Below are 11,637 nucleotides of genomic sequence, written 5' to 3'. Positions count from 1 at the left end.
GAAGATGCGGACGCCATGGCTCATCCAGTGCCGCAGGACGCGAACCGTTTCCGCGACCAGGCCGTCCATGTCGGCGTCGAAGGCGATGGGGTAGATGTCCTGGTACTTCTTCGGCGGGTTCTCGGCGTACGCGATCGTCCCGTCCGGACGGTGATGGAACCATTCCGGATACTTGTGCACCCAGGGATGGTCGGGCGAGCACTGCAACGCGAAGTCCAGCGCCACCTCCAGCCCCAGCTTCGCCGCTTCCCCCACGAAGAAGTCGAAGTCCTCGATGGTGCCGAGGTCGGGGTGCACGGCGTCGTGGCCGCCCTCGGGGGAACCGATCGCCCAGGGCACGCCGACGTCGTCCGGGCCGGCGGTGAGGCTGTTGTTGCGGCCCTTGCGGAAGGTCGTGCCGATGGGGTGGACGGGCGGCAGATAGACGACGTCGAAGCCCATCTCCGCGATCGGCCCCAGCCGGCGGGCGGCCGTGCGGAACGTGCCGTGCGGCTGCTCGGCGGTGCCCTCGGAGCGGGGGAAGAACTCGTACCACGAGCCGTACAGGGCGCGTTCGCGCTCCACCAGCAGCGGCATCGGGTCCGAGGCGGTGACCAGCTCCCGCAGCGGATAACGGTCCAGCAGCGCCTGCACCTCGGGTGACAGCGCCGTCTTCAGCCGGTCGTGCACGGACAGGCAGTCGTCGCCGAGGGCGCGCGCGGCGGCCAGCACCAGAGCGCGCTCAGGACCCTTCGGCACGCCGGCGGCGGCCCGCTCGTACAGCAGCGCGCCCTCCTCCAGCACCAGACCGGTGTCGATCCCGGCCGGCACCTTCACGGACGCGGTGTGCCGCCAGGTCGCCAGCGGATGGCTCCAGGCCTCCACCCGGAAGGTCCACCGGCCGGTCGCGTCCGGGGTGATCTCGGCACCCCAGCGGTCGCTGCCCGGGGACAGCTCCCGCATCGGTGTCCAGGGGCCGCGCCGGCCCTTGGGATCGCGCAGGACCACGTTCGCACCCACGGCGTCGTGCCCTTCGCGGAACACGGTGGCCGTGACCTCGAAGGTCTCACCGACCACCGCCTTCGCCGGGCGCCTGCCGCACTCCACGGCCGGCCGGACGTCACGTACCGGTACACGGCCGATGGCCGGGGTCCTGCGCATGTGTCTCACCTCCGCCGTGCGCGGAGCCGGGCACCCGGCCCGGCTCCGCGCTCCATGAGCCGGGCCGGCGAGTGCCGGTCCCGGGAGGAACGCCTTGTACGGTGCCAGGTCAGGGGCTTGGCGCCGTGGAACGCCGCTCCGATGGCGGCGCTCTTCTGGCCGCCCGGCGCGGCTGCGGCCGTCCGTCCTGCTCGCGCAGGTAGGTGACCAGGTTCGTGCGGAGATAGCGCTCGGCTGCGTCCGCGGCCTCGCGGGCGCAGCGTTTGCCCATCAACACGCACAGCGTGTACCCCGAGTCCTCGAAGGTGGCCCGGACCGTGCGGTCGTAGGGCGAGGCGAGCATCACGCGCTCCCACGCCCGGTAACGCCGCAACTGCCGGGCCACTTCGGCCTTGGCGGGTAGCAGCATGGCCCTCATTCACCTTCCACGCTCTCGACTGGGCGCGTTCCCGACGGTCGGGTGGTGGCCGCGCGCGGGAAGGCACGGCACCGTTACGGCGATCGAGGCTTTCACTTATGGTGCACGCGCGGCGACGCAGCGTCTTGTTGGAGCTTCAACCAGTGGGGGTGTCGAGTGCTCCTGTTGCACGAATGGCGTAGTGCCCTCACCGTGGAGGTGACTCAGAAGCGATCAACGCTCACGCTATGTGTCCGGGATCCCTCCCGGACGGGGCGAGGGGAGCGAGAGCTTCGCCGGTGAGGAGCAAGCGACGATGAAGACCGCAGTGCCCTGCTACTACCACCTCGACGTGGAAGTCAGCCCGGAACGGGTGGGACAGGTCAGCCGCATCCTGGCCGCCCATCTCCGCTACTGGGACCTCGAGAACCTCGTGGATCCCGTCTGCCGCGGCGCCGAACTGCTGCTGCGGGCGATCGACGCCCACGCGACGGACAAGCACACCTCGATCGAGATGTGGTGGAACGGCCAGCACCTCATCACCGCCTTCGGCGACGACGACCCCGATCTGCGCCCGGACCAGGACCTCAGGTCCTGCCTGGCGGACATCGCCGCCATGAGCGACGGCTGGGGCTGCTGCGCCTCGGACACCGGCAGCAAGATCATCTGGTTCTCGCAGCGCGCCCGCGCCGGCCAGCGCGTCCCGCTGGTGCCCACCGCCCCCGACCCCGCGCTGCGCGAAGGGCTCCGGGTGCCGCGCGAGGAGGCCGTGGCCGTGCTGGCCGCACCGGCACCCGCCGGTGACGACGCCCTGGAGGGCCGCCGGTGAGCCCCCGCAAGAACCGCACAGGGGTGCCCGTGTGGAGCGGGCACCCCTACCCGTTGGGGGCCTCGTTCGACGGCCAGGGCACCAACTTCGCCCTGTTCAGCGAGGTCGCCGAGCGCGTGGAGCTGATCCTGGTCGACGACGCCGGCACCTCGACCCCCGTCCCGCTGCACGAGGTCGACGGCTTCGTGTGGCACGCCTACCTGCCGGGTGTCGGCCCCGGCCAGCGCTACGGCTACCGGGTGCACGGCCCCTGGCAGCCGGCCCTCGGCCACCGCTGCAACCCGAAGAAGCTGCTGCTCGACCCGTACGCCCGTGCCGTGGACGGGCAGATCGACAACCACCCCTCGCTGTACGAGCGCGCCCCGGACGGGCCCGCCCCGGCGGACAGCGCCGGCCACTCCATGCTGGGCGTGGTCACCGACCCGTTCTTCGACTGGGGCGACGACCGCCCGCCCAGGACGCCGTACGCGGACTCGGTGATCTACGAGGCCCATGTCCGCGGCCTCACCCGCACCCACCCGGACGTCCCCGAACGGCTGCGCGGCAGCTACGCCGGACTCGCGCACCCCGCCGTGCTGGAGCACCTCACCTCGCTCGGCGTGACCGCGGTGGAACTCATGCCGGTGCACCAGTTCGTGCACGACGGCGTGCTCCAGGACCGCGGCCTGTCCAACTACTGGGGCTACAACACCATCGGCTTCTTCGCCCCGCACAACGCCTACGCCGCCTTCGGCACCCGCGGCCAGCAGGTCAACGAGTTCAAGGCCATGGTGAAGGCGCTGCACGCGGCCGGTCTCGAAGTCATCCTCGACGTGGTCTACAACCACACGGCCGAGGGCAACGAGCTGGGCCCCACCCTGTCCTTCCGGGGCATCGACAACGCCTCCTACTACCGTCTGGTCGACGGCGACTGGGCGCACTACTACGACACCACCGGCACCGGCAACAGCCTGCTGATGCGGCACCCCTACGTGCTCCAGCTGATCATGGACTCGCTGCGGTACTGGGTCACCGAGATGCACGTCGACGGCTTCCGCTTCGACCTCGCGGCCACCCTCGCCCGGCAGTTCCACGAGGTGGACCGGCTCTCGGCGTTCTTCGACCTGATCCAGCAGGACCCCGTGATCAGCCGGGTCAAGCTGATCGCCGAGCCGTGGGACGTGGGCGAGGGCGGCTACCAGGTGGGCAACTTCCCGCCCCTGTGGTCGGAGTGGAACGGCAAGTACCGGGACGCCGTACGGGACTTCTGGCGGGCCGAGCCCGGCTCGCTCGGCGAGTTCGCCTCCCGGCTCACCGGCTCCTCCGACCTGTACCAGCACAGCCGGCGCCGGCCGCGCGCGAGCGTCAACTTCGTCACCGCGCACGACGGGTTCACGCTGCGCGACCTCGTGTCGTACAACGACAAGCACAACGAGGCGAACGGCGAGGACAACCGGGACGGCGAGAGCCACAACCGGTCCTGGAACTGCGGGGTGGAGGGCGACACCGACGACCCCGCCGTCCTCGAACTCCGGGCCCGCCAGCAGCGCAACCTGCTGGCCACGCTGCTGCTCTCGCAGGGCATCCCGATGCTGTGCCACGGCGACGAACTCGGGCGGACCCAGCGCGGCAACAACAACGCCTACTGCCAGGACAACGAGATCTCCTGGGTGGACTGGGACCTGACCGACGAGCAGCGTTCCCTCGCCGACTTCACCCGGCATCTGATCGCGCTGCGCGCCGCGCACCCGGTGCTGCGCCGCCGCCGCTTCTTCCGCGGCGAGACCGCGACCCACGCCAAGCAGCCGCTGCCCGACCTGTTGTGGCTGCGGCCCGACGCCCGGGAGATGACCAAGCGGGACTGGCAGCGCGGCGACGCGCACTCGGTCGGCGCGTTCCTCAACGGCGACGCCATCGCCGAACGCGACCCCTACGGCCGCCGCATGACCGACGACTCCTTCCTGCTGCTCGTCAACGGCTACTGGGAACCGGTCGACTTCCGCCTGCCCGACGCCTCCTTCGGCGACCGCTGGACCGCCCTCGTCGACACCGCGGACCCCGACGGCATCCCCGACGAACGCGAACACAAGGCCGGCACGAGGCTCCGCGTGGAGGCGCGAAGCCTGGTGCTGCTGTCACGTCCGTCGCGTGGAGCGGGCTAGGACGTTTCAGGGCACGTCTTCCCGGTCGATCCGCCAGGGGCGGAGCTTCTCGGGGTTCCGCACCGCCCAGATGCGTCTGATCCGGTCGCCCGCGATCTCGAACGCGAACACGGTCGCGAGAGCGCCGTCCTGCCGCGCCACCAGGCCGGGCAGGCCGTTGACGGTGCACTCCAGGAACGCGGTGCGGTCGCCCGACAGCCGGGCGATCCGGGCGTACGCGCGTGCGATCTGCTCACCGCCCACGAGCGGACGCGGGTGCGTGACGGCCAGCCCGCCGCCGTCGGCGGTCGCGACGGCGTCGGGGTCGAGCAGGCCGATCAGGGCGTCGATGTCCTTGGCCTCCCACGCCGTTCTGAACCGCCTGACGATGCCGGCCTGCTGGGAACTCGGGCCTGCCGGGCTCTGCGCGGCGCGGATGCGCCGGCGGGCCGATGAGGCCAGCTGGCGGCAGGCCGCGGGGGTGCGGCCGACGATCTCGGCGACCTCGCCGAAGGGGTAGCGGAACACGTCGTGCAGGACGAAGGCGACGCGCTCGGCCGGGGTCATCGCATCGAGGACGACCAGGAAGGCCATCGTCACCGACTCGTCCAGGGTGACCCGGTCGGCCGGGTCGGTCCCGCCGGAGCGCCCGGTGATCCACTCCGTGGGTTCGGGCAGCGGTTCCGGCAGCCAGTCGCCCACGTACGTCTCCCGTCTGGCCCGCGCCGACCCGAGCAGGTTCAGGCAGATGCGGCCGGCGACCGTCATCAGCCAGGCGCCGGGCGACTCGATGGCCTGCTGCTCCCGTGCGGACATGGCGTACCAGCGGGCGTAGGTCTCCTGCACGACGTCCTCGGCGTCGGTGAGGGAACCGAGGAGCCGGTAACCGAGGTCGATCAGCCGGCGCCGCTCGCTCATGATCGCGCCGAGGCCCGGATCGCTCAGCCCGTCACCGGTCCCGGCTGTCGTGGTCATGGTCCGACCGTCTCCCTCGCTCGTTCCTGTGCTGTCACCCGTTACGACAGGACAGCGCACCGGAATGTGAGGCCGACGCGCCACCTCACATTCCGCGGCGCCACGTTGTCGTAACGGTGTCGCACCGGTGAGGGCGACGACGAGACGGAGAGAGGACTTCGATGAACGACTTCCAGGCCATCGCGGACCGCGTCGAGATCGAGGCACTGCGCGCCGAGTTCACCGACGCGGTGATGATGCGCGACCGGCCCCGCCTGGCCTCGCTGTTCACGCCCGACGGTGTCCTGCGCATGCCCGACATCCCCGTCGAGCAGATCGGCCGGGAGGAGATCCTCGCCGGGGGCGAGCGGCTCCAGAGCCAGTGGGACTTCTTCGTGCAGAACACCCACCCGGGCACGATCCGGCTCGACGGCGACACCGCGACCGGCCGCGCCTACCTCCACGAACTCGCGCGCACCCTCGACGGCCGCGAGGGCCTGAACTACGCCGTCTACCACGACCGTTACCGGCGCACCGAGGAAGGCTGGAGGTTCGCCGAGCGGGTGTACGAGGTCAGGTACCTCGACACCTCCCCGCTGACGGGCACGGCGCCCCGCGCCGCGGCCGCCCCGGCCCCCACGGCCGCGTCCTTCACCGAGCCGGCGTCGGCCGGACGACTGGAGCGGGTGGCCGCCGCGCTGCGGGCGAACGGCTTCGCCGCCGAGATCCTCGACGACGCCGCGGCAGCGCGCGCCCGCATCAAGGACCTGATCCCCGAGGGCGCCGGCGTGCTCACCGGAGCCAGCGAGACCCTCCGGCTGTCCGGCATCGACGAGGACATCAACGCCGGCGGCCGGTACGACGCCGTCAAGCCGCGCCTCCTGGCCATCGACCGGGCCACCGGCGCCGACGAGTTCCGGAGGCTGCTCGCCAGCCCCGACTACGTCGTCAACAGCGTCGCCGCGGTCACCGAGACCGGCTCGCTCGTCCTGGCCTCGGGCAGCGGCAGCCAGCTCCCGGCCAACGCGGGCGGCGCCGCCCACGCGGTCTGGATCGTCGGCGCGCAGAAGGTGGTGCCCGACCTGAGCACCGCCCTGCGCCGCCTGGAGGAGCACGTCCTCCCGCTGGAGAACGCCCGCGCCCAGGAGGTCTACGGCAGGCCCAGCGCCGTCAACCGCCTGCTCGTCCTCAACGCGGAACCCCACCCGGGGCGCGGCACCGTGCTCCTCCTCCGGGAGGCCGTCGGCTACTGACCCGGCCCGGGCCCCTCCGGCTCACGGGCCGCAGGGGCACCCGGGCGCCGCCGGCCGGGGGCGCCCCCTCAGGGCTCACCTCACGGGCTGCGGCGGGACGTCACCGTGAACTGCGCCCCGTCCGCGTCCCGCAGGATCGCCTCGTTCTCGTCCTCGCGCAGCACGCTCCCGCCGTGCTTCTCCGCCGCGCGGGCGCAGTCGGCCACGTCCGTCACCGCGAAGTGGATCTGCCAGTGCGGCCGTACGGAGGGGTCCGGGGCCGCCTCCACCGCGCCCGAGTCGATGCGTGCCACCACGTCGCCCCGGCTGCGCAGCACCACCTCGCCGCCCTCGTACTCGACCTCGCAGCAGCCCGGCAGCCCGCTCGCCCAGTCCAGGATCTCGCCGTAGAACAGCGCGGCGTCGAAGGCGTCCCGGGTGTGCAGCCGGACGAAGGCCGGTGCCGCCTGCCGCCACGCCTCCCAGTTGGTGACCAGTTCGCCCTGCCAGATCCCGAACGTCGCCCCGTCCCGGTCGGCGAGCAGCGCCGCCCGGCCCGGCGGGAAGGACAGCGGCCCGACCGCCGCCGTACCGCCGCGCTCCCGGGCCCGGGCCACGGCCACGTCGGCGTCCGGCACGGCGAAGTACGGCGTCCAGGCCACCGCCATCTGCCACATGGAGGCGACCGCGGCGATACCGGCCACCGGCACCCCGTTCGCCAGCGCGATCCGGAAGTGCTCGCCGAGCTTGGCGCCGCGCCAGCGCCAGCCCAGCACGGCCGCGTAGAACTCCTGGGTGGCCTCCAGGTCGCGGCTGGTCAGGCTCACCCAGCACGGCGCGCCGAAGACGGAGTGGGTGGAGACGACGTCTTTTCGGCGCGGTGCGCCGCCGGCGGGGGTGTCATGGTTCATGGCAGTCGCGTCCTGCTCTCGGGGCCGGGCGGCCACCGGTCTGGCACCAGTGTCCGGCCGGAACGGGGTGGGCTGCCTCTCGGATACCCCGGGTGGCAGGAGTCCAGGCCCCTGCGCACGATGGAGGGATGGGAGAGAGCGAGCCGGACCGGGTGGCCGCGCTGCAGGCGGAGGTCCACCAGCTGAAGGAGGCCATGGCCTCGCACGCGGTCGTGGACCAGGCGATCGGGATGATGGTGGCCCTCGGCCGGGTCGCCCCGGACCAGGGATGGCAGGTGCTGAAGGAGGTCTCCCAGCACACCAACATCAAGCTGCGCAACATCGCGGAGCTGATCCTGATCTGGGGGCGGCGCGGCGACATCCCGGCCGAGATCCGGGCCGAGCTGGAGGACGCCCTGGACCGGTACGGCCCCACCCAGGTCCCGGGGTCCGAGGAGAGCTGACCCGGCTGAGCGGGCTGGGCGCGCCGAGGGGGGCCGGAGCTGCTCGGAGCGCCTGGTCAGCGGGCCTCCGCCAGCAGCTCCTCGCGCAGCCGGTCGAAGCAGCCGCTGAGCAGCCGCGAGACGTGCATCTGCGAGATGCCGAGCTGCTGGGCGATCCGGCTCTGCGTCATGCCGCGGAAGAATCGCAGGTAGAGGATGGTCCGTTCGCGCTCGGGCAGTGCCGCGAGGCAGGGCTTGACCGCGGCCCGGTCCACCACGAGGTCGAATCCCGGGTCCGGTCCGCCCAGGGAGTCGCCGAGGGCGTAGCCGTCCGTGCCGGCCACCTCGGCGTCCAGGGACAGCGCGGAGAAGCACTCCAGCGCCTCCATGCCGGCGCGCACCTCGTCCTCGCTGAGCCGCGTGTACGCGGCGATCTCGGCGACGGTGGGTGCCCGGCCCGGCGTGGTCTGCGCCAGCTCCTTCGTGGCGGTGCGGACCCGGTTGCGCAGGTCCTGCACCCGGCGCGGCACGTGCAGGGTCCACATGTGGTCCCGGAAGTGACGCTTGATCTCCCCGGTGATGGTGGGCACCGCGTACGCCTCGAAGGCACGGCCGCGGCCGGGGTCGTAGTGGTCGACGGCCTTGACCAGGCCCAGTGCGGCCACCTGATACAGGTCCTCCAGGGCCTCGCCACGGCCGCGGAACCGCACGGCGATCCGCTCGGCCATGGGGAGCCACAGTTGGATCAGCTCGTCCCTGAGCGCCTGCCGCTCGGGCCCCTCCGGCAGCTGTGCGAGCCGCTCGAAGGAGTCTCCGGTGTCCGGGGCGTCGTCATGGGGATGGGGCTTGGTGCTGCCAGTGACACGCATCGCGCGCACCTCTCTCAGCAGGTGCTGGATGGACAGACACCGTGGGAGGTGCGCTCGGACCATGGAAAGGACACCGGGGCGTCCGGCGATGCCGGCTCCCACGGACGTGCCTCCTGTCCGAAGCACTGATGTGCCCATTCCCGCTGACGGACATCTCAAAACAAATAGGACAAATCAGATCTTCTTGTGTGCATGTCGGCCCGCCCCTCGGGGGCCTGGCCGACGCGCTCGCGGGCGTCCGGCGGCTGACCGAGTCCCGGCGCCGCATCGGTGCCTCGGACGCGGCCAGGCGGCTGCACCGGGCCGGCACCCCCCCGTGCCGGCCCTGGCCGACCGGCTCGCCCGGGCCGGCCGTCCGGTCCGCGAGACGGGTCCGGCCGGCCCGGAGGCGCCGAGCGCGGACCGGTCAGCCCTGCGCAGCATGACCGACACGCTGCGTGAGGAGGCCGGGGGCGTGAGCGCGGGCGGGAAACCCCGACAAGCGGGCTCGGGTCACCCTGCCGCTGTTCTTCGGCCCCGACGCCCTGTACCCCGTCCCGGTGACGCCGGGCCCGTCGGCGAGGCGGAGCCGCCGAGCTGTCAAGTCGACGCTCTGCGGGGCCTGCTGCACGCTACGCCCGCGCATCTCGCCGCCGTCTCCGGCGTGCTGGCGCCGGCCGCCGTCCCCGGCGTCACGGCCCCCTCCGCGCCGCCCGGCCGGCCGGCTCGCTGATCTTGCCGCGGACGTGATGTGCCACACGCGCCCGCGGCCGGCCGGAAGCCACCGCGAACGTGTTCTTCCTGGGCAGCGCTTGATCACCGATCAAAGGAAGTGAATGACCTGGCCACAGCGCATTCTGCTCATTTGACAGTGCGCTGAGCCCACAGATAGACAGCAGCTCTCGAAGGTCGAGAGGGGCACTGTGTACGAGCCGAACGTGGTCGGGGACTGGCAGGAGTACGAGGAGCATGCCGGTCTGCGTCTTCGCGTCCACCGCCTGGAGCCGGCCGAGCCGCCGCGCGGACGCGACGACGCCGCCGCCGGGCTGACGTACTTCAGTGTCCGGGTGACCGTCGAGAACCGCGGCGCCCGGCCCTACGGCATCCACCTGGAGGACGGCCAGATCGACGTCCGCGTCGGCCCGGACGGCGAGGGAGCCTTCATCGACTGGCGCAACTCCCAGTTCATCGAGGGCTTCGACGTCTACCCGCTGCGCCGGGCCACCGCCGTCCTCTACGCCGCCGCACCCGAGGCCGCCCTCACCCATGTGGACGTGCAGGTGCAGCTGCGGGTGGACGACGAGTGGACCGGCCGCCGGCTGTGGGCGGGCGGCATCGGCGTGCTGGAGTCGACCCCGGCGACCGCTCCCACGGGCACCGGACAGGGCAGCCTGGCCCACCAGGTCAGCGCCTTCCTGAGGGACCAGGCGGAGCCCGGTTCCGCCTGACGCGCACGGCGTACGGCCCGTACCCGACGGCGTTCAGCCCTCGTACGGCCCGGACGCCACGGCGTTCAGTGCGGGATGCCGTCGATGATCTCGCGTGCGCCCTGCCGGAGCAGCGCCACCGCGACCGAGGTGCCGAGCGTCGCCGGATCGAGCCGGCCCGCCCACTCGTGGGCGTTCAGCCGGGTCTTGCCGTCCGGGGTGAAGACACAGGCCCGCAGGGAGAGTTCGCCGCTGCGGTCCACGCGCGCGTACCCGGCGATCGGGCTGTTGCAGTGGCCCTGCAGCACGTGCAGGAACATCCGCTCGGCCGCCGCCTCGCGGTGGGTGGCCGGGTCGCCGAGCCCGCTGACCGCGTCGATCAGCTCGGTGTCGTCCTCCCGGCACTGCAGGGCGAGGATGCCCGCGCCGATCGGCGGCATCATCGTCTCCGGGGACAGCACCTCACTGATCACGTCGGTCCGGCCGATGCGCTCCAGGCCGGACACCGCCAGCAGCAGCGCGTCGGCCTCGCCGGCGGCCAGCTTCTCCAGCCGGCGGTTGGCGTTGCCGCGGAACGGGACGCACTCCAGATGCGGGTGGGTGGCGGCCAGTTGGGCGATCCGGCGCACCGAGGAGGTGCCGATCCGGGTGCCGGGCGGCAGCTCGTCCAGGGTGAGCCCGCCCGGGTGTACGAGCGCGTCCCGGATGTCGTCCCGCTTCAGGAACGCCGCGAACACCGTCCCGGCCGGCAGCGGCCGGTCGGCGGGCACGTCCTTGACGCAGTGCACCGCGAGATCCGCCTCCCCGGCCAGCAGGGCGGCGTCCACCTCCTTGGTGAACGCCCCCTTGCCCTCGACCTGGGACAGATCGCCGAGCCACTTGTCGCCGGTGGTCTTCACCGGTACGACCGCGGTGCGCACACCCGGGTGCAGCACCGCCAACTCGGCGCGGACCCGCTCGACTTGGGCCAGGGCCATGGGCGAGTCGCGGGAGACGATTCGGATCAGTTCGGGAACCGGCATGGGCACACGATAGACCCACCGGGCCTCACGCGTAGCCCTCGGGCAGATCCGCCGCCGACTCCTCCGGGGCGAGATCGGGGCGCAGCCGCAGCCAGGACGGCTGGCGGAGCATGCCGTTCCGGGTGCGGGTGCTGTAGCTGACCTCACCCACCAGCCGGGGCAGCACCCAGCGGGCGCCCGGGACGCGGGGCACGGGATCGAAGGGGCACCGGTCGCTCGCCGCGTCCCGCAGCAGGTCCGCCAGCCGGCCGCGTTCGGCCTCGCTCCAGCCGGTGCCCACCCCGCCGACGTACCGCAGCCGGCCGTCCGGGTCGCGCTGGCCGGCCAGCACCGCG

Annotated in this window: 12 protein-coding genes; 5 read left to right on the top strand and 7 right to left on the bottom strand. The window is 72.5% G+C overall.

Going from position 1 to position 11,637, the window contains the following annotated elements; genetic code table 11:
- Both CCN44_RS19885 and CCN44_RS19880 read right to left on the bottom strand, forming a co-directional pair.
- Window positions 1–1,140, bottom strand: a 1,140-nt coding sequence (locus tag CCN44_RS19885; protein WP_143649863.1) for a maltotransferase domain-containing protein, incomplete at its 3' end; no start/stop codon positions are given.
- 109 nt (window positions 1,141–1,249) lie between these two features.
- Window positions 1,250–1,549, bottom strand: coding sequence for a DUF5133 domain-containing protein (locus CCN44_RS19880; RefSeq protein WP_059247352.1), 300 nt, complete (start codon window positions 1,547–1,549; stop codon window positions 1,250–1,252).
- A 304-nt stretch (window positions 1,550–1,853) separates the two neighbouring features.
- Here CCN44_RS19880 and CCN44_RS19875 point away from each other — a divergent pair, with 304 nt between their 5' ends.
- Together CCN44_RS19875 and glgX are read left to right on the top strand one after the other, a co-directional pair.
- Window positions 1,854–2,366: a hypothetical protein gene (locus tag CCN44_RS19875; RefSeq protein ID WP_059247351.1), complete on the top strand. Its 513-nt coding sequence runs from the start codon at window positions 1,854–1,856 to the stop codon at window positions 2,364–2,366.
- Window positions 2,367–2,389: 23 nt separating this feature from the next.
- Window positions 2,390–4,507, top strand: a complete 2,118-nt coding sequence (gene glgX / locus CCN44_RS19870) for a glycogen debranching protein GlgX (RefSeq protein ID WP_086698457.1) — start codon at window positions 2,390–2,392, stop codon at window positions 4,505–4,507.
- Between the two features lie 6 nt (window positions 4,508–4,513).
- On the opposite strand, the gene sigJ is transcribed toward glgX, so the two are convergent.
- Window positions 4,514–5,461 carry an RNA polymerase sigma factor SigJ gene (gene sigJ, locus CCN44_RS19865; protein ID WP_059247350.1) on the bottom strand — a complete coding sequence of 316 codons (948 nt, stop codon included), beginning with the start codon at window positions 5,459–5,461 and terminating at the stop codon, window positions 4,514–4,516.
- A gap of 161 nt (window positions 5,462–5,622) precedes the next feature.
- On the opposite strand from sigJ, the gene CCN44_RS19860 reads away from it, so the two are divergent.
- A complete protein-coding gene (locus CCN44_RS19860) occupies window positions 5,623–6,693 on the top strand; it encodes an LUD domain-containing protein (protein ID WP_086698456.1) in 1,071 nt (356 codons plus the stop codon).
- 80 nt (window positions 6,694–6,773) lie between these two features.
- On the opposite strand, the gene CCN44_RS19855 is transcribed toward CCN44_RS19860, so the two are convergent.
- The gene (locus CCN44_RS19855) at window positions 6,774–7,583 is read right to left on the bottom strand and encodes a VOC family protein (RefSeq protein WP_086698455.1); all 810 of its coding nucleotides are present in this window, start codon (window positions 7,581–7,583) and stop codon (window positions 6,774–6,776) included.
- Window positions 7,584–7,711: 128 nt separating this feature from the next.
- On the opposite strand from CCN44_RS19855, the gene CCN44_RS19850 reads away from it, so the two are divergent.
- Complete coding sequence (locus tag CCN44_RS19850; RefSeq protein ID WP_059247348.1) at window positions 7,712–8,026, top strand: ANTAR domain-containing protein; 315 nt, start codon at window positions 7,712–7,714, stop codon at window positions 8,024–8,026.
- Window positions 8,027–8,082: 56 nt separating this feature from the next.
- Here the strand turns inward: CCN44_RS19850 and CCN44_RS19845 are convergent, their stop codons facing one another.
- Window positions 8,083–8,874, bottom strand: a complete 792-nt coding sequence (locus CCN44_RS19845; RefSeq protein WP_059247347.1) for an RNA polymerase sigma factor SigF — start codon at window positions 8,872–8,874, stop codon at window positions 8,083–8,085.
- Window positions 8,875–9,776: 902 nt separating this feature from the next.
- Here CCN44_RS19845 and CCN44_RS19835 point away from each other — a divergent pair.
- Window positions 9,777–10,301 carry a hypothetical protein gene (locus CCN44_RS19835; protein WP_059247346.1) on the top strand — a complete coding sequence of 175 codons (525 nt, stop codon included), beginning with the start codon at window positions 9,777–9,779 and terminating at the stop codon, window positions 10,299–10,301.
- 65 nt (window positions 10,302–10,366) lie between these two features.
- On the opposite strand, the gene hemC is transcribed toward CCN44_RS19835, so the two are convergent.
- Window positions 10,367–11,308: a hydroxymethylbilane synthase gene (hemC, locus tag CCN44_RS19830; protein ID WP_189397362.1), complete on the bottom strand. Its 942-nt coding sequence runs from the start codon at window positions 11,306–11,308 to the stop codon at window positions 10,367–10,369.
- Between the two features lie 19 nt (window positions 11,309–11,327).
- A partial coding sequence (locus CCN44_RS19825) for an ATP dependent DNA ligase (RefSeq protein ID WP_462509656.1) occupies window positions 11,328–11,637 on the bottom strand: 310 nt, incomplete at its 5' end.

It is taken from the genome of Streptomyces tricolor (genome assembly GCF_002155905.1).
GTDB lineage: Bacteria > Actinomycetota > Actinomycetes > Streptomycetales > Streptomycetaceae > Streptomyces > Streptomyces tricolor.
The sequence above is the reverse complement of the archived record's forward strand: the minus strand, read 5'-3'. Positions and strand labels throughout refer to the sequence as shown.

Coding starts and splice junctions, on each gene's coding strand:
- CCN44_RS19880 (WP_059247352.1), bottom strand. CDS start 1,549: ATGCTGCTACCCGCCAAGGCCGAAGTGGCCCGGCAGTTGCGGCGTTAC.
- CCN44_RS19875 (WP_059247351.1), top strand. CDS start 1,854: ATGAAGACCGCAGTGCCCTGCTACTACCACCTCGACGTGGAAGTCAGC.
- sigJ (WP_059247350.1), bottom strand. CDS start 5,461: ATGACCACGACAGCCGGGACCGGTGACGGGCTGAGCGATCCGGGCCTC.
- CCN44_RS19860 (WP_086698456.1), top strand. CDS start 5,623: ATGAACGACTTCCAGGCCATCGCGGACCGCGTCGAGATCGAGGCACTG.
- CCN44_RS19855 (WP_086698455.1), bottom strand. CDS start 7,583: ATGAACCATGACACCCCCGCCGGCGGCGCACCGCGCCGAAAAGACGTC.
- CCN44_RS19850 (WP_059247348.1), top strand. CDS start 7,712: ATGGGAGAGAGCGAGCCGGACCGGGTGGCCGCGCTGCAGGCGGAGGTC.
- CCN44_RS19845 (WP_059247347.1), bottom strand. CDS start 8,874: ATGCGTGTCACTGGCAGCACCAAGCCCCATCCCCATGACGACGCCCCG.